Genomic DNA, 18,622 nt, shown 5'->3' on the forward strand with positions numbered 1-18,622 from the left:
GTTTATTAAGAAAAATATTAATAATGATATGAATCAAAAAGTGAGTTGCAACCGCTAAGTTGTAGCTCACTTTTATCTTTTTTATAGGATAGTGTTTGACCTGACAACAAGATAATGATAAAGTATAATGCATAATAGGTTAATCATGAACATCCATGAGATGTAGATCATATAAACCATAAACAAGGTTAAGGAAAGTAGGCAAAATGAATAATAACTTTATTGATTTAGGGGTAGATCCAATTATTGTCAAGGCAATAGAAGAAATGGGCTTTGAGTCCCCAACAAATGTACAAAGTAGAGCCATACCCCACGTTCTGAATCATCAAGACTTGGTGGTTATGTCAAAGACAGGCAGTGGTAAAACCGGTGCCTTTGGTATTCCTATGCTACAGTTGATGAAGGAAGATGTGGTAGGGCCTCAGGCACTCATATTAACACCTACAAGAGAATTGGCGGTGCAGGTGGAAAGTGACATCAGTCTGATGTCAAAATACCAAGAAGTGACTACAACGGCTGTATATGGGCAACACAATATCAACATTGAAGTGGAGGCGATTAAAAAAGGTGCATCTATCGTTGTAGGGACCCCAGGGCGTGTATTTGACCATATTCAACGAAAGTCCTTGCCAACTAAAGGGATACGATTTCTTGTTCTAGATGAGGCAGACCGTATGCTGGACATGGGTTTCATCGATCAAGTGGTTAAGATCATTAAAACGTTGCCGAAAAATCGTGTAACCATGCTCTTTTCAGCGACCATGCCGGCTGAGATTCAGAGAATATGTCAGGCTTATATGAATGAAGCCACGACCATAGCTTTAGAGTCGGATACAAAAACGGTGGATGCCATCAAGCAGTTGTATTATAGGGTCGAAGCCAATGAAAAAAGAACCCAGTTGGACCGTCTCCTAAAAATCGAACAACCGGATAGCTGTCTGATTTTTTGTAACACCCGCTATGCTGTTGATAAAGTGCAAGCATATCTAGAAAGAAAAGGCTATATTGTGGACGCCATTCATGGTGCCAATACACAAGTGAGCCGAATGAAGACCATCGAGAAGATTAAAAAAGGTGCCCTTCAAATTGTGGTTGCCACGGACGTTGCCGCTCGAGGTCTACATATCGATGACTTAAGCTTGGTTATTAATTATGATGTACCCATTGAAAAAGACTCTTATGTACACCGTATTGGTCGAACAGGACGTGCAGGTAACACAGGTAAAGCCATTACCCTTGCGACAACAGATGATATTATGACGCTATATGAGATTGAAGAGCATGTGGGCAGTCTTATTGAGGAAACAGAATTACCAACAGATGAGCAAGTACGTGAAGCAGTAGCATCTGCAAAAGGTAAATGGGTCGGCGTTAAACCACCAAGGGCACATGCAGGTAAAGACCATAAGTTAAGAGACCATAAGTCAAGGGACCACAAACCAAGAGACCATAAGCCAAGAGAGCATAAGCCAGTGGCACAAAAGGTTATGGAAGAAAAAGCTAAGATTGTCCATGTGGCAGAACCCATTATAGAAAGGGTTAAAGAAAAAGTCCACGTTCCAAGCAAACCGGTCCATCATAGAAAACCTAAGCCGGAAGTTAAAGTAGAAACAGTCATCTTACCAAAACTTGGACCTATTGAATTTAGAAAATCACAGGAACCGGTCAAGAAAAAGTCGTTTTTAGACAAAATAAAAGAAAAGTTAGTCAAATAGGAACAAAAGATATGCAGCTGAGGGCAAAACCTCAGCTTTCTTGTTCCTTCATTTATCATAGAAATCTATTTAATCACAGCTATAAATAATGTATGATAAGATGTAAATGGATCATATATAAAATAGAAAAGGAGGTCTTCATGCCAAAAAAATACTATGCAGTCAGACAAGGGAAAAATAAAGGAATATTTTCAACTTGGGAAGAATGCCAAGCCAACACAAAGGGCTATTCAGGTGCTGAGTTTAAAAGCTTTAAGACCTTAGCAGAAGCGGAAGCTTATATGAATACATCTTTGACATCCCCAATGAATCAACATATAAATGGTGATGCCTATCTAAAAGAAGATCAAGTAGATGAAGGAATCATTGCCAGAGCTTATGTAGATGGTAGTTATGATCATGGTACAAAAAGATATGCCGGCGGTGCGGTTATTCTTATTGGTGAGGAAGAGGTTCATATTTATGAAGCAGGCGATGACGTTGAGCTGGCCGCAATGAGAAATGTCGCCGGGGAGCTTTTAGGTGCTATAAGAGCCATGGAATGGGTCCATAACCATAAAGACGCAATGGGAATTGAGAAGCTAATCATCTATCATGATTATGAAGGCATAGCTAAATGGGCAACAAAAAGATGGCAAGCCAAAAAAAAAGGCACTCAAGAATATGTGACCCTGTTTAATAAATTCAGCACGTCCTATAAGATTGAATTTATTAAAGTCTTGGGCCACTCTGGGGATTATTATAATGAACTGGCGGATCATTTGGCAAAAAAAGCCTTGGGTATTGAGAAATCTTCATAACATTAGATTTACATTAAAAATTTTTTATGAAAAACTTATGGAAATGAAGTGTAAAAAAGGTTAAAATAATAACAATGCATAAGTAGTATTATAATGACATGCGGTTAAAGGATGTGAAGGCATGATAAAAATAAGTAATGTAGGAAAAACATATGGCAAGGGTAATATTGCTGTAGAAGCTCTGAAACAGGTTAATCTGAACATAGAAAAAGGGGAATTCATATCCATTATGGGTCCTTCAGGCTCAGGTAAGTCAACATTAATGAACCTCATTGGATGTCTTGATCGGGTGACTTGCGGGGACTATCATTTGGAAGCGTTAAATGTAGCCACTTTGGATGACGATGAGTTGGCATCCATACGCAACAAAAAGATTGGTTTTGTTTTCCAATCCTTTAATTTGTTGCCCAGAATCTCGGCTTTAAAAAATGTTGAGTTACCCATGATTTATGCTGGGGTTCATTTTAAGGAACGTAAAGAAAGAGGTATGGAGGCCATGAAACGGGTCGGTTTAGCAGATCGTATGGATCACAAACCCAATGAAATGTCCGGTGGTCAGAAGCAAAGGGTGGCCATAGCCAGAGCTTTAGTTAATAAACCGGCAATCATATTATCGGATGAGCCTACAGGAAATCTGGATTCGGTTTCATCAGAAGAAATTATGGCAGAGTTTCAAAAACTTAATGAAGAAGGGGTCACAGTCATCATCGTTACCCATGAGCCGGATATTGCAGAGCATACCAAACGTGTTATAACGTTTGCTGACGGCTATTTAACCAGCGACCGCTTGGTTGAGAAACCGATACAAGCACTTGACATATTAAAACAAAAAGAAAAAGCGCTCAATGCGTCATTAAATGGAGGAAATAAGGATGAGAGATGAAGAAAACAAGGTAGACACAAATGAAGTGGAAGAAAACAAAGACATGTACGATATGAACGGTATGAACAATAGCAATGAGATGAACGAAAACGAAGAAATGGAAGAATTTGAAGGAGAAACATCCTCAGCCATAGTAAAGATGGCCAATATTATTTTTTCTCCGACAGAAGCTTTCAAAGCAATCAAAGCCAAACCTAATTGGTTAATCCCTTTATTAATAACAATGTTTGCCCCAGTTGTCTATTACTTAGTGTGTTGGGGACAGTTTGAAGTGAGCATGATAAAGGAAATCGAAAAACAGTTAGAGGGTAGCGGCCAAGTTATGACGGAAAGCATGATGGAATTGCCTTTAACCATAGCCAAAGTTTCAACCTTTGTTTTTACGCCTATTGGTGTGCTTATTGGCATGTTGTTTGTTGCATTTATTTATTTTGTAGTGGCTAAGATTGTAAAATCACCGGCCGGATTTAAGCAAATTTTTTCTATGACGGTCCATATTGGTATACTATCTGTTTTTACATGGTTGATTATGATGGTCATGACGCTAATTAAAGGAGAAATGCCAACAGTTGCGGTGACAAGTCTTTCTAGTTTACTTCCGGAGTCTATGGACGGCTCTATTTTGTCAGCTGTTTTGGCGCCAATTGAAGTCATTAGCCTTTGGAGTTTATACATTACTTTCGTAGGACTTAGAGTTGTGGCAAGTTTAAGCAAAAAAGCAGCAGGTATCATTGTAGGGTTGTCCTTTTTATTTGGGGCATCCATATCTGTCATTACCTTATTGCTGGCAAATATGGCATCATCGATGCAAATGTAAGGGGTTGAAGAATTGAAGAAAAAAATTGGGATAGCGGTTCTGATTATTGGCATTATTGCCATTATGATCATTTATAATTTGAATAAAGATAGAAGCGGTGAGGGTGGTTTCGGTGGCGGCAAGGCTCAAGAAGTCGAGGTCACAGCCTTACAACGTGATGATCTATTTTCAAGTATTCTTATAACAGGCACCGTTTTAGAGAGTAACAAATTGGAGGTTATCTCCAGCACACCTCTGCAGATTGAAGAAGTATTGGTTGAAGTTGGGGATCAAGTGACCACAGGGCAAGCGCTCTTTGTGGTGGATATGACCGATCTAGAGGCTGAGCTTAAACAGGCAATGCTTAATTATGAAATACAGACATTACAACTGGAGAAACTTCGTGGTTTATCATCTACATCAACAGCCACAAGTGGGGAAATAGCCTTAGAACTATCTAGACTTTCAGTAAGCACAGCAGAAAAATACTTAGAAGAACAACATGTTAATCTGGAAAGAAGTCGTATTCTATTTAGTGAAGGGTTTATTTCTGAAGAGGAATTTAAGACGATGAAAAAGGCTGTAGAAGAAGCGGAGAATCAACTGGCGACTTCTAAATTGAACTTGAAAAGAGCGGAGGATGATTTGTCAGCGCTGCTTGAAAGTAACCATCAAGCCAATCAGTCTACACAAATAGATGTGACGATTCAAGTGAAAAACCTTGAGAGCTTAGAAATGAATATAACCACCTTGGAGAATCAAATCAAAGAAATATCGGATTTAACCTATGCAATAGGTGATGGCATTGTGACAGAAGTACATATATCAGAAGGAGAGCAATCACCAACATTTGCACCGATGTTGACATTAATGGATATGAACAAGATGAAGGTGGCTGCAAATGTTAGGGAATATGATATCAAGGATATTATTTTAGGCCAAAAAGTCATCATCACAGGAGACGCCATATCACAATCCGCATCCATAGAAGGTGAAGTGTCTTTTATTGCGCCAAAAGCAGTTCAAGCCTTGGTGAATGGTAAAGAGGCAACAACAGTACCAATTGAAATTACTATAACAAAAGATATGAACCAGTTAAAGCCGGGCTATACAGCCGATTGTGAGATTACAACATCTTATAAGGAACAAGTGCTAGTGGCTTCTTATGACATGTTTAGAGATGATCGGGATAATAATAAGTTGGCTTATGTGGTTACGGAAAATGGCATTGTTGAAGAACGAATTGTCGTACTGGGGATAACGGCTGATTTTGATGCTGAGGTTTTGGAAGGGTTAGAGGAAGGTGAACTTGTTATTAACAATCCATCCCTCAGTCTAAAAGATGGTATGAAGGTGAAAGTGATCAATGACCTAGAGAAAGAAGGCATGTAGTATGCATTTGACAGAAAATTTCAAACAGGCTTTCTTAAGTTTGACCACCAATAAACTTCGTTCTATTTTAACCATGCTTGGTATTATTATGGGTGTTTTTTCCATTGTTGCTATTATGGCCATTAGTAATGCTACCAAGGTGTACATATCCTCGGAATTGGGTAAACTGGGTGCAAACACCATCATCATTCAAGCGACAGGCACGAACTTGGAAGACAGAGACCGATTGACTTTGAAGGATATGGATAGTATTGTTCGAGGTGTAGATGAAGTTGAGAACATTACAGCTGCAGCAACCTTTTTTTCCAGCATTCGTATGGAGGAAGGGAATCGTGATGCCATGATCGCAGGTGCCACATCTCAATACACCAGTTTCCAAACCATTGACTTGTTAGAGGGAAGATTTATATCCGGATCGGATGTGGAAGGGCAAAGAAGGGTCATTATTGTTCCGGATACTTTTGCCAGACAATATTTCAACAGGACAGACATTCTTGGTGAAGAGGTCAGATTGACGAATTATTATGGTGATATTATGAAGTTGAAAGTAATTGGTGTCTTAAATACAGAGGATGACTTGTTCTCGTCTTTACTAGAAGGTATTGAGTTTCCTGTTGAAGTAATTGCACCTATTACCACTATGCAAACATTTTTTGGGACAGAACATGTAGATCAGATTCAGGTCTCCATTGATCCGGAGGCGAACCTTGCTTCAGCAGGTAGTCGTATCATAAAGCTATTGGAATTTGTACATGATAACCAGGATAAATATTTGGCTACAAGCGTAGAAGATATACAAAAATCAGTTAGTGGTATATTAAACGTTATATCTATGGTATTGCTCGTTATTGCCATCATAACCTTGATTGTTGGTGGCATTGGTATTATTAATATACTATTGGTTTCAGTAACGGAGCGTATAAGGGAAATCGGAATACGAAAAGCTATTGGCGCTAAAAAAAGAGATATTGTACTACAGTTTCTGACGGAATCTATATTGATGACGGGTTTTAGCGGTCTGATTGGTATTCTTTTAGGTGTTTTAACCGGTGCGATTATATCCAGTGTAATCAAGATACCACCGGTAGTGGATATTAAAACCACAGTAATTGCTTTTGTTGGATCTATTCTATTAGGTATAATTTTTGGTGTGTACCCGGCAAAAAAAGCAGCAGACCTAGACCCCATCGAATCCTTAAGGTATGAATAAAACATAAATTAATAGCTCAACTTTCCCAGACGAGTGGGTAAGTTGAGTTTATTAGTTGCCAAAAAAAATCTTAATCTATTAATATTTTGTGAAAAAGGTACGATATAGATAAGAGAATACAAATGATAATGGGGTGACACAATGTTTAGAGGTCTTTATACAGCTTATACAGGTATGAGAAGTCAACAAGAAAAGATGGATACCATCTCTAATAATCTTGCAAATGTGGATACTGCAGGCTACAAAAAAGATCAAGTTGTCTTAGCCTCGTTTAAGGAAATGTTGACCTTGAAAATAAATGATCCTGAAGTGCCCTATAGTAAATCTATCGGTAAGATGAGCCTTGGTGTCAAAACAGAAGAAATACATACTGACCATATGCAAGGTTCACTGAAACAGACCGATGAAAGTTTGAATGTAGCGTTACAAGGCCAAGGCATGATTAAAGTTGGACGTATGGATGAAGAAGGTAATATGATAGAAAGATATACCAGAGACGGCTCTTTTATGCTAGATCAAGAAGGACATCTGGTGACAAGCGAAGGTTTATTTGTTCTCGGTGAGGAAAATACGCGGCTAATTTTGGATCAACAAGATGTTCGAATCAACAAGGATGGCACCATATATTCTAATGAAGTGCGTATGGGTCAGATTCAAGTTGTGGGTATAGAAGACACAAAAACCCTTAGAAAAGAGGGTGGGAGCCTATATTTTGGTACTGATGCAACTGTAGAAACACCTTATGAAGGGACGATGGAACAAGGATTTTTAGAAAGTTCCAATGCCAACAGTATAGAAGAGATGATTAACATGATTAACGTGATGCGTACCTATGAATCCAATCAAAAAATCATTCAGACCTACGATGCGACCATGGAAAAAGTGGTTAACAATGTCGGTTCTATTAGATAATACTCAACGATCATCTGGGAATGCTGAGATAGTCAGGTAACCAGTCATGAATTTGCAAGATTCCGAAGGAGGTTAACATAATATGATGAGATCATTATGGACAGCTGCATCCGGTATGAAAACCCAGCAGGCAACCGTCGATAGTATTGCCAATAATTTATCAAATGTCAACACGGTAGGCTTTAAGAAAGAACGCTTAGAATTCAAATCTTTACTCTACGAAACCATGAAAAATGCCGGAGACACTGCAAATGGTGGAAGTCCGGTTAATCTTCAAGTAGGACATGGCGTACGAACGGTAGCATCTGTTAAGTCCTTCACCCAAGGCACTTTCGAACGTACAGAAGGCCCACTTGATTTTGCTATTGAGGGTGATGGCTTTTTCGCTCTGATGGACGTAAATGGGAATGAGATCTATACGAGAGATGGCAGCTTCAAAACATCTATTTTAGATGGGGAACTCATGTTAACCACTTCTACTGGCCGCCCTGTATTAGGTATAGACGGAGAGCCCATTGTATTTGATGAAACCATTGTTGCAGACAAACTGTCGGTAGATGAACGGGGTATTTTCTCGACGATTGTTGATGGTGACCGTGTCGAGCTTGGTATACAATTACAGGTGGTACAATTCCAGAATGCTCAAGGTCTTAAGACCATTGGTGGCGGTTTTTATGAACAGACAGTTGCCTCAGGGATTCCAATAGTAGAAGTAGATAATGAAGACATGGAAGGTAGCATGGTCGTTCAAGGAGCCTTAGAAGCATCTAATGTGCAGGCAGTTGAGGAAATGGTCAAACTCATTGTTGCCCAAAGGGCCTATGAGCTAAGTTCTAAAGCGATTCAGAGCTCAGATGAGATGTTGCAACGTGCCAATGAGTTGAAGCGGTAGGTGAAATAGATGGAAATAAGCGGACTGGGCAGTAGTTTTTTAAACACGTTAACAAGTGCAGAAACGGCAAAAAGCAAAGTCGAAAATGAAGGTTTTCAGAATATTATAAAAAGAGCCATGGAAAACAAGGATGATGAAGCACTTAAAGATGCTTGTGCAGAATTTGAATCCTATTATTTAAACAAAGTATTTACTGAAATGCGAAAATCCATACCCAAGTCCGGTCTTTATGAAGAAAGCCAAGGTCGAAAAATCTATGAAGACATGCTTTACGAAGCGTATTCTAAAGAGATATCCAAAGGACAAGGGGCTGGCATTAAAGATATGTTATATCAGCAATTAAAGAAGTAAGATTACTAATATGGGAATGAAGAAATAGGGCTGCGCTTCTTAGATAATAGGAAAGCAGTCTTTCTATTTGAATGCATTTCATGGTATAATACGAAAACAGATATTAACGACAAAAGGCTAGGAGAAAAGACAATGATCAAAATCATGGCGGTGATCATGGGTATACTCTATTATTCCACACAACTCTATAGTGGTATTCAATATGAGATTATAGAACGCGTGCATCCGCTGAAGCCCGAAGTGATTCGTATATTGGATATTGATATGAATAATGAGCAGATTCGAGTGGAAAATGGTTTGTCTTTTGGCGTCTTGTATGGTTTTGAAACCACTTCGACCATGGTCGAAGAGAATAAAGCTACAATGGGTGTCAACGGCATGTTCTACAATGACTTAGGTTTACCCTATGGCATAATGGTTCGTGACGGGAAGCCGATACGTGCTCAGTTTATTGGAACACCTACGGTTCTAATTGACTCAGATAACCAAGTATCTATTGCGAATGTGAGATTGAAAGCATTTGTGAACATTCAGAGTCAAAAGATTGAACTCTATGGCTTCAACGGCTTGGTTCCCGATGGGAAGTGGGTTCTGTTTGATGAGGTTTATGGCAAAACAACACGGGTTAGACGATTAAGCACCAATTATTTAATTCGTGAGAATCGTGTAGTGGAAATCATGGTAACGGATCAGCCGGTAGAATTAAAGGGTTGGGATCATGTTCTTACCTATGTAGGTGTCCATCAAGCCATCAAAATTGGAGATTCCTTTTCCTTAGAACTGGACTATGGGCTGGGAGATGTTAATGTTAAAGAAGCATTTGGTACTGGTGCCTGGTTAGTTAAGTATGGCATTAATGTAGCGAAGGATTATGAGCCATTCATGGGTTATACCACTGCGTATCAGCCGAGAACCTTAGTGGGTGTCACTAAAGACAACCATTTGATTTTTGCTGTTGTAGATGGACGTCTTAAAGGTGAAAGCCTAGGTATGACAGGTCAGGAGTCGGCTAAGCTAATGTTGGAGTTGGGTTGCATTCATGCAGCTTATTTGGACGGAGGGTCTTCTTCTACGATGGTTATTAGCAATAAAGTCATTAATGAACCATCAGGTGGAGAAGAAAGAGCAGTGGCCCATAGTATATTGATATATCATCATAAGAAATAAGTTAAAGTATTAGTCATAACGTAAAAAATATGTTATAATCGAGCCTGATTATTTTTCATGGCATTAAGAACCAGCGGATTTAAGAATAAAGAGGGAACATAATGATAAAAAATATAATTGGTGGTATGGCTATTGGAATAGCTAACATTATTCCAGGTGTCAGTGGTGGAACAATCATGGTGATTTTAGGGCTCTTTGATAAGATGATTGAGAGCGTATCTCGAATTTTCAAGATCAACAACCCACAAAGAAAGAATGATATTCTATTCTTATTACAAATATTATTAGGTGCTATTATTGGATTAATCACTTTTGCAAAAGTTATAGATTGGTTATTTGGCCACTATCCAATACATACTCTTTTTTGGTTTGCTGGTCTTATTGCTCTTAGCATTCCTTCTTTGATTAAGAAGGAATTAAAGGAACACCGTGTATCATGGGTTTTTGTTTCTATAGGCATGCTGGTTGTATTTGTAATGACTTACTTAAATCCGGGAGAAAAAGCATATCAAATAGATGTATTTCCAGAAATCACACTTTTTCTGATTATCAAATTATTACTGATCAGTATAGTTGTTGGAGGCACTATGCTCTTACCAGGGGTTAGTGGTTCAATGTTTTTACTAATTGTTGGTGAATACTATCTATTTAAATCATATGTAGCAGAGGTTTTATCCTTTGATTGGAACATCTTAATCCCACTAATTTTTGTAGGAATAGGTGTTATGCTAGGCATAATATTGAGTGCCAAGTTGGTGCAATATTATTTGAGAGAACATCGTCGAAATACAGTTAGTATCATCTTGGGACTCATTATTGCTTCAGCAATAGTGCTGATACCAAAGGATATCCAATATGATGTTACCTTAATGATTACATCGGCATTGGCCTTTCTTTTTGGTGCTATTGTCATTTTGAGTGTTGAAAAATTTTCATAGTACCAAAGAAGGTTAAAGCATCAAAACTAAGTTTTGACACCTTAACCAAGGAATAAATTCAGTTTTGACATCATAATCGTTTATTTGAAATTAGGAGGAAATATAATGACAAGAAGATTATTTACATCTGAGTCGGTTACAGAAGGACATCCGGACAAAGTCTGTGATCAAATATCAGATGCAGTACTAGACGCTATATTAGCACAAGACCCTAATGCGAGGGTGGCTTGTGAAACAGCCGTAACCACAGGTATGGTTTTGGTTATGGGAGAGATAACAACGGATTGTTACGTGGATATACCGAAAGTGGTACGTAATAAAGTACGAGAGATAGGCTATACAAGTGCCCATTATGGATTTGATGCAGAAACTTGTGCAGTCCTAGTCAGCATAGATGAGCAGTCCTCCGACATTGCTATGGGCGTTAATGAAGCCTTAGAAGTAAGAATGGGTGAAGAGGAAGAGGATGAAGGAACAGGTGCCGGTGACCAAGGTATGATGATTGGTTTTGCCTGTGATGAGACAGAAGAATTGATGCCATTGCCCATATCCTTAGCTCATAAATTAACTAAAAAGCTTTCAGATGTTCGTAAGTCAGGACTTCTTAAATATTTAAGACCGGATGGTAAATCACAAGTGACAATCGAATATATTGATGATCAACCGGTGAGAGTGGATACAATCGTCATTTCTACTCAACATGATGAAGAAGTAACACAAGCTCAGATCAAAGAAGATTTGATAAGAGAAGTGGTACATGCGGTTGTACCGGAGGCACTGCTGGATGACAAGACCAAGTTCTTTATTAACCCTACCGGCCGATTTGTAATTGGTGGACCTCAAGGCGATTCAGGATTAACAGGGCGTAAGATTATCGTGGATACTTATGGCGGTTATGCCAGTCATGGCGGTGGCGCTTTCTCAGGAAAAGACCCAACCAAAGTGGACCGATCCGCCGCTTATGCAGCCCGTTATGTGGCTAAAAATATCGTTGCAGCCGGTATTGCCAAAAAATGTGAAATAGAATTGGCCTACGCCATTGGTGTTGCCCACCCTGTATCCATATATGTGAACAGTCACGGCACAGGTATCATCACCGATGAAGCCATCACAGCACTTATTGAAGCACATTTTGATCTAAGACCGGCAGCGATTATTAAGAGTCTAGGACTAAGACGACCCATATACGCTCAAACTGCTGCCTACGGACATTTTGGTCGTACGGACATTGATGTACCATGGGAAAAGACAGACAAGGCGGCTATGTTAAAAGCTGCCATTAACCAATAAACCAAATTCTACCAAAAAGGCTGACTCATATCTGAGACAGTCTTTTTTTGCGCATACCATTATATTCATAGACCTTCAAACCAAACATATGGTAGAATGAATGGATGTGAAAGTATTAAAAGAGGTGACTGTATGGAAAGAATTGAAGGCACAGTAGAAGATATCATATATCGCAATGAAGACAATGGTTACACTGTGCTAACAGTTGCAACCAAAGATGATGAAATGACGGTTGTAGGGCTTATGTATGGTATCACAGTAGGAGAACATATCATAGCTGAAGGCGAATACACCTCCCATAACATCTATGGGAGACAACTTCAGGTGACCCATATAGAGACCAATATGCCAGGGGAAGCAGCGGCGATTGAGAGATACTTAGGCTCAGGAGCCATTAAGGGCATTGGTCCTTCATTAGCCACGAAGATTGTAGAACGTTTCAAGGAAGATACATTTTTTACTATTGAAAATGAACCGTTAAAGTTGGCTGAGATTAAAGGCATCAGTGAAAAAATGGCTCAAAACATTGCGTCCATTTTCTATGAACAAAGAAACATGCGACAAGTTGTTATATTTTTACAAGAGTATGGTTTGTCATTAACGTATGCTCTAAAGATTTTTGGTGAATATAAGGAAAGAACCTATGACATTGTCAAAAAAAATCCATATGTATTAGCGGAAGACATACAAGGCATATCTTTTAGGATGGCTGACGACATTGCTGAGAAGATTGGCATTGAAAAAACCTCTGATTTCAGAATGATGGCGGCAATCAAGCATGTCTTGATACGAAGTACGCTTGATGGGCATACCTATCTTGAAAGAGAACGGCTTATTGAGCTGACAACTGAGCTATTGATTATTGAAGTACTTGACTTTGATCATGCATTTATGAACTTACAGCTTAATGGGCATATCATGATTGAGGAGCTTGAAGGAAAAGTGTGTATTTTCCTGACATCATTTGACAATATGGAAAAGTACATTGCTGCGAAACTATTTGAATTGACCCATGTCAGTCTGGAACAACATGATTATACAGATCAAGAAGTTGAGCATATAGAAAAAGAGATGGGTATTTGCTTCGATGAAAATCAAAAGAATGCCATCACCCAAGCATTGACCTGTGGCACCTTGGTCATAACCGGTGGTCCCGGTACAGGAAAAACTACAACTCTAAATGCTATTATTAAACTTTTTGAGGAAAGAAGGCAAGAAGTACTGCTGGCAGCGCCTACAGGAAGAGCTGCAAAACGTATGTCTGAGACCACTGGCCTAAGTGCAAAAACCATTCATCGTCTACTGGAAATTAGCGGAGGTGCTGAGGGACACCAGAGATTTGAACGTAATGAAGACTACCCTATTGAAGCAGATGTCATCATCATCGATGAGACCTCTATGATGGATACTGTACTTACCTATCACCTTCTTAAGGCCATCGTTCCGGGTACCAGGGTCATTTTTGTTGGTGATCAGGACCAACTACCATCTGTAGGCCCCGGTAATGTATTAAAAGATATTATTCATTCAGGTTATATCCACACCGTTAAACTTGAGCAGATTTTTAGACAGGCAGGAGAAAGTCATATTGTCGTCAACGCACATAAAATCAATTCAGGTGAAATGATTGACCTAGCAAATAATACCAAGGATTTCTTTTTTGTCAGACGACAAGATCCAAGGCATGTAATTGGAGAGATTATTACATTAATCAAGTCCAGATTACCCAAATTCGCAGAACTTGAGAGTTCAGAAGGTATTCAGATCCTGACCCCCACCCGTAAAGGGATGCTGGGTGTGGATAATTTGAATTTGGAGCTTCAAAAAAACCTCAACCCACCATCTAAAGACAAAACAGAAAAAACATATGGCACCCGTTTGTTTAGAGAAGGTGATAAAGTGATGCAGATTAAAAACAACTATAACATCAGTTGGCGCATTATGAGCGATTATGGCTTTACAGTAGATGAAGGTTTAGGTGTCTTTAACGGTGACATGGGTCAAATCGTAGAAATTAATCTCTATACAGAAAAGATAAAAGTTCTCTTTGATGATGACCGAATGGTTTACTATGAGTTTAAAGGGTTAGATGAGTTGGATCTAGCCTATGCAGTGACCATCCATAAGTCTCAAGGTAGTGAGTACCCTATTGTTATTATGCCAATGTTTAAAGGACCGGCATTGTTGTTAAACAGGAATCTATTGTATACAGGTATTACCAGAGCTAAAAGATATGTGGTTTTGGTGGGCGATGAACAGGTCGTCACTCAAATGATTCAGAATAAAAGAGAGATGCTTAGGAATTCGGCGTTAAAACAACGTCTATTGGAGGTGTTTTCTGTAAAATGAAAGGGTTAGTGTTGGACCTATGGAAGCATCTGCTGGCGTTGGTGTATCCAAATTTTTGCCTTTTATGTGAAGAAACCCTAGACTATAGTAATGACAAAGCCTTATGTCCACATTGTGAAAGTGCACATCCTCACCTAAGAGAAGATCTTTGTGAACTATGTGGGAAACCCTTAGCGGATCCTTTCGATTCAAGATGTTTTGATTGTGGAAAAAGACCACATTTTTATGAAGAAGGCCGTAGTATATGGGTATATGAAGGCTTGGTTAAGCAAAGTATTTACGACTACAAATACAAAAAAAGAAAAGAATATGGCTTATTGTTTGCTAAAGAATTGATTAGGTATTATAATGAAACTATTAGATGGGAAGTGGATATGGTATTACCTATACCTTTACATAAGCATCGGTTAAGAGAACGTGGCTTCAACCAAACCGAACTTATGGTTAAGCATTTTGCAAAAAGTTTTGACTTGCAGATGGGAGGGAAAAAGGTTTTATGGCGCAATAAACCAACAGAGCCTCAAAAAACCTTATCAGATAAGGGGAGATGGGATAATATGCAGGATGCTTTTTTTGCAAGCAAAGCACATGTTGAAGGTAAGACAATCCTACTCATTGATGATATTTATACGACAGGCTCAACCATGGATGCTTGTGCCAAAGTATTAAAGATTCAAGGTGCAAAAGCGGTCTACTGTTTATCCATAGCTATTGGGAGAGGGATGTAGAATAGGCCTAATACACCTGTAATAATTCATGAATCATGGAGGTGTTAGAATGAATGTAAAAAATTGTGTTAAGTGTGGCAAGATTTTTAATTATTTAAGTGGTAGGCCGATTTGTCCTTCTTGTGTTAAGAATCTAGAAGAGGAGTTCAAAACAGTTAGAACTTATGTAAAACGCAATCCAGATGCATCCATTGCAGAAGTGGCAGAGGTTAATGAAGTGGACATCAAGCAGATTAAGCAGTGGATCAGAGAAGAAAAACTTTCTTTTTCCAAAGACTCCGCTGTCGGTATTGACTGTGAAGTCTGTGGTGTGACCATTAAGACCGGACGTTTTTGCGATACTTGTAAAAAAACCGTTACCAATGATTTGAACAATGCTTATGATCGACCTAAAAAGGTGGAGGAAAACCCCTTTGCCAATCAGAAAAAGGAAACGAAAATGCGCTTTATGAATAAAGATCGATAAAAAGAAGTAACCTCAAGCAACCTCTAAATGATATTAGAGGTTGCTTTTTTAATTTTTATAAAAATTAACTTAATGAACCATGAAGAGATGCCGATAAATAAAGTGAGATAAAAACAAAGGTGGTGAAGGATATGAGAATCAACGGTATACAAGGGGTGAATCAAGCTTACAAACCTAATAAGGCACAAAAAGCCTATGGTTCATCATCGGTCGCAGCAGGTAAGGATACTTTGGCGTTGTCGGATTTTGCAAAGGAATTATCCGTAGCAAAAGCGGCGGTTAGTAAGACACCGGATGTGCGACAAGCAAAAGTAGATGAGATTAAACAACAAATGGAAGCCGGTACTTATAACATAACGGCAGCTCAAGTTGCAGACAAGATCATCGCTCAACTCTAATCCATATTATTCGTAAGAAGATGACAGTCATACGAGTAAGTAAGGCGTATTTTTGATATCCGAATTGCGAATACTATGGGTTATACTTTTTACCCAGGCATAGACATGCCGCATACTTACACAGAAGGGATCTATCATTTAGATGGCAAGTTTAATAGAAGATCTAATAGGAATACTAGAGGAAGAAACAGGATGTTATAAACTTCTACTTGAAGTGGCGAATAATAAAAAGGATGTTATTATTAATGGGGATTTGCCCGGCCTACAGGAACTGACGAAACAAGAGCAAGAACTGGCTGGGCTACTTTTGCGTCTTGAGAAGAAAAGAATAAGTGTTATTGAGGATATATGTTTGGTCACCAATAAAGTACCGGGTGAAATGACTGTAGCCAAGCTGATTGAACTCCTAGAAGGTCAAAAAGAAGAACAAGGTAAGTTAATAGTAGCCACAAAGCATTTGACAGAAGTTATTGAACCGCTAAGAGACATGAACAAGATGAACGAGCAGCTTATTGGACAATCTCTTGAATTTGTTGAGTTCACTATGAATGCCATACAAAGCAGTAAAGAGCCCATTACCAGTAATAGTTATAAACCAAAGGGCAAAGGCTACCAGCAAAACAACAGCACGAATTTCTTTGATGCCAAACAATAAAGCAAAATAATAATTCGAAAGTATATAGGAGGTGACGCGCATGTCATCCATTAGCAGCTTATCTACCGCATTATCTGCTCTAAGGGCAAGTGAGTCAGCCCTTAACACAACAGCACATAACTTGACCAACGTTAATACAGATGGTTATGTTAGACAACAGGTACTAATCAAGGAAAGTAACTACATTCATATAGGAAAAAATGGTACATCAACCATGAGTGTTGGCCTTGGCGCAGACATACAGTCCATTCGTCAAGTTAGAGATATATTTCTGGATCAATCTTATAGAGAAGAATCCGGAAGACAAGGCTTTTACGAAGCAACAGCCACAGCGATTAATGAAATAGAAACCATACTTGGTGAAACAGAAGGTGAATCTTTTTCTAAGATTCTGGATGATTTATGGATTTCAATTAATGAGTTGTCCAAGCATCCGGATGGATTGGAGACACGAGGCTCTTTTGTTCAAAATGCTGTTATATTTGTTGAAAAATCTAATCTAATTATGAATCAACTCAATGACTATCAAAGAAATGTGAATACAGAGATTACGGATCAGATCAATCGGATCAACACCATTGGAAAAGAAATGAATATGTTAAATGACACTATATCCAAAGCGGAACTGGCAGGTGGGAATGCCAATGACTTTCGGGACCTTAGAAATAAGCTTTTAGATGAGCTGTCAACCATGGTGAGTGTAAAGTATAGAGAAGATAAAGATGGTGCATTATTAGTCAGTGTGGAGAATGTTCCATTCGTGATTAAAGGTGATTATGTACCTATGGGTACCATGCAAGCAGAACCATTTAGCATGCTAATTCGCCCCAGTTGGCCCCATTTAAATGAACCGGTATTTAACTTTGATAATCCGATAGGTCCCGAGTATGATAACGATGTGGGCAAACTAAAAGGATTGATATTGGCGCGCGGCACCAGAAGTGCGAATTACTTAGATCTTAACGATGTGAATGTATATAATGATGAGATCAAAAAATCCGCCATCATGTCTGCACAAGCTCAATTTGATAATTTGATTCATGGTATTGTCACCATGATTAATGATACAGTTTCTCCGAATCTACCGGGTCCACCTCAGGAACTTGACACGGATAATGCACCCTTTGGCTTAAACGGCACACAGGGTGATGAGATATTTTCAAGAAGATTTATGCCAAGGTATGACGCACTGGGGAATTACAATGAAGAAGACTCTGCCAACCAATATTCCCTCTATTCAGCAGGCAATTTAAGGATTAACCCGGATATTCTAGCCGATTACAATCGAATTGCACTGAGTCAGAATCTAGGTTATGACGGTGACAGTCAAGTGGCTTCAAGATTACTTGAACAATGGGATGCAAGTTTTAGCACCTTAGAGCCGGGTACGACCGGTGCCATGACTTTTAGAGAATATTATACCGGCTTTGTAGGTAATCTAGGTAACCTAGGTTATACAGCTAAAAATCAGACGAAAAATCAACAATTGATGGCAACCCAGATTGACAATCAAAGAAAGGCACTTACAGGTGTTTCTTCAGATGAAGAATTAGGGAATATGATGAAATATCAACATGCCTATAATGCCGCAGCGAGGGTTGTAACAACCGTCGACAGAATGATTGAACAAGTGGTTACTTCAATGGGCATCGTCGGCAGATAATAAATTAAATGAATATA

At 38.9% G+C, this 18,622-nt stretch carries 18 protein-coding genes; all 18 read left to right on the forward strand.

Annotation, left to right across the window (positions count from 1 at the left end; all coding sequences use genetic code 11):
- The first annotated feature begins 206 nt into the window (after positions 1 to 206).
- Complete coding sequence (locus P0N36_RS11335) at positions 207 to 1,715, forward strand: DEAD/DEAH box helicase (protein WP_275842963.1); 1,509 nt, start codon at positions 207 to 209, stop codon at positions 1,713 to 1,715.
- A gap of 140 nt (positions 1,716 to 1,855) precedes the next feature.
- Positions 1,856 to 2,515, forward strand: coding sequence for a ribonuclease H family protein (locus P0N36_RS11340; RefSeq protein WP_275842964.1), 660 nt, complete (start codon positions 1,856 to 1,858; stop codon positions 2,513 to 2,515).
- Between the two features lie 121 nt (positions 2,516 to 2,636).
- Positions 2,637 to 3,398, forward strand: coding sequence for an ABC transporter ATP-binding protein (locus P0N36_RS11345; RefSeq protein ID WP_275842965.1), 762 nt, complete (start codon positions 2,637 to 2,639; stop codon positions 3,396 to 3,398).
- A complete protein-coding gene (locus tag P0N36_RS11350; protein WP_275842966.1) occupies positions 3,388 to 4,215 on the forward strand; it encodes a Yip1 family protein in 828 nt (275 codons plus the stop codon). Before P0N36_RS11345 ends, P0N36_RS11350 begins: the two co-directional genes overlap by 11 nt.
- A gap of 12 nt (positions 4,216 to 4,227) precedes the next feature.
- The gene (locus tag P0N36_RS11355) at positions 4,228 to 5,586 is read left to right on the forward strand and encodes an HlyD family secretion protein (protein WP_275842967.1); all 1,359 of its coding nucleotides are present in this window, start codon (positions 4,228 to 4,230) and stop codon (positions 5,584 to 5,586) included.
- A gap of 1 nt (position 5,587) precedes the next feature.
- Positions 5,588 to 6,796: an ABC transporter permease gene (locus P0N36_RS11360; RefSeq protein WP_275842968.1), complete on the forward strand. Its 1,209-nt coding sequence runs from the start codon at positions 5,588 to 5,590 to the stop codon at positions 6,794 to 6,796.
- 141 nt (positions 6,797 to 6,937) lie between these two features.
- Positions 6,938 to 7,708 (forward strand): flagellar hook-basal body protein, encoded by a 771-nt coding sequence (locus P0N36_RS11365; protein ID WP_275842969.1) that lies wholly within the window; start codon positions 6,938 to 6,940, stop codon positions 7,706 to 7,708.
- Between the two features lie 82 nt (positions 7,709 to 7,790).
- Complete coding sequence (locus P0N36_RS11370; RefSeq protein ID WP_275842970.1) at positions 7,791 to 8,600, forward strand: flagellar hook-basal body protein; 810 nt, start codon at positions 7,791 to 7,793, stop codon at positions 8,598 to 8,600.
- A 9-nt stretch (positions 8,601 to 8,609) separates the two neighbouring features.
- The gene (locus P0N36_RS11375; protein WP_275842971.1) at positions 8,610 to 8,951 is read left to right on the forward strand and encodes a rod-binding protein; all 342 of its coding nucleotides are present in this window, start codon (positions 8,610 to 8,612) and stop codon (positions 8,949 to 8,951) included.
- Between the two features lie 132 nt (positions 8,952 to 9,083).
- Complete coding sequence (locus P0N36_RS11380) at positions 9,084 to 10,118, forward strand: phosphodiester glycosidase family protein (protein WP_275842972.1); 1,035 nt, start codon at positions 9,084 to 9,086, stop codon at positions 10,116 to 10,118.
- 101 nt (positions 10,119 to 10,219) lie between these two features.
- A complete protein-coding gene (locus P0N36_RS11385; RefSeq protein ID WP_275842973.1) occupies positions 10,220 to 11,056 on the forward strand; it encodes a DUF368 domain-containing protein in 837 nt (278 codons plus the stop codon).
- 105 nt (positions 11,057 to 11,161) lie between these two features.
- Positions 11,162 to 12,346, forward strand: a complete 1,185-nt coding sequence (gene metK, locus P0N36_RS11390) for a methionine adenosyltransferase (RefSeq protein WP_275842974.1) — start codon at positions 11,162 to 11,164, stop codon at positions 12,344 to 12,346.
- A gap of 132 nt (positions 12,347 to 12,478) precedes the next feature.
- Positions 12,479 to 14,695: an SF1B family DNA helicase RecD2 gene (gene recD2 / locus P0N36_RS11395; protein ID WP_275842975.1), complete on the forward strand. Its 2,217-nt coding sequence runs from the start codon at positions 12,479 to 12,481 to the stop codon at positions 14,693 to 14,695.
- The gene (locus P0N36_RS11400; RefSeq protein WP_275842976.1) at positions 14,692 to 15,423 is read left to right on the forward strand and encodes a ComF family protein; all 732 of its coding nucleotides are present in this window, start codon (positions 14,692 to 14,694) and stop codon (positions 15,421 to 15,423) included. The genes recD2 and P0N36_RS11400 overlap by 4 nt, the downstream gene beginning before the upstream one ends.
- Before the next feature lie 49 nt (positions 15,424 to 15,472).
- On the forward strand, positions 15,473 to 15,889 hold the full coding sequence (locus tag P0N36_RS11405; RefSeq protein ID WP_275842977.1) for a flagellar protein: 417 nt from the start codon (positions 15,473 to 15,475) through the stop codon (positions 15,887 to 15,889).
- A gap of 131 nt (positions 15,890 to 16,020) precedes the next feature.
- The gene (gene flgM, locus P0N36_RS11410) at positions 16,021 to 16,287 is read left to right on the forward strand and encodes a flagellar biosynthesis anti-sigma factor FlgM (RefSeq protein ID WP_275842978.1); all 267 of its coding nucleotides are present in this window, start codon (positions 16,021 to 16,023) and stop codon (positions 16,285 to 16,287) included.
- A gap of 142 nt (positions 16,288 to 16,429) precedes the next feature.
- On the forward strand, positions 16,430 to 16,942 hold the full coding sequence (locus P0N36_RS11415) for a flagellar protein FlgN (protein WP_275842979.1): 513 nt from the start codon (positions 16,430 to 16,432) through the stop codon (positions 16,940 to 16,942).
- Between the two features lie 40 nt (positions 16,943 to 16,982).
- Positions 16,983 to 18,605: a flagellar hook-associated protein FlgK gene (flgK, locus tag P0N36_RS11420; RefSeq protein WP_275842980.1), complete on the forward strand. Its 1,623-nt coding sequence runs from the start codon at positions 16,983 to 16,985 to the stop codon at positions 18,603 to 18,605.
- Positions 18,606 to 18,622: the final 17 nt, after the last annotated feature.

The sequence above is a fragment of the Petrocella sp. FN5 genome, from assembly GCF_029210395.1.
In the GTDB taxonomy this organism is placed as follows: Bacteria; Bacillota; Clostridia; order Lachnospirales; family Vallitaleaceae; genus Petrocella.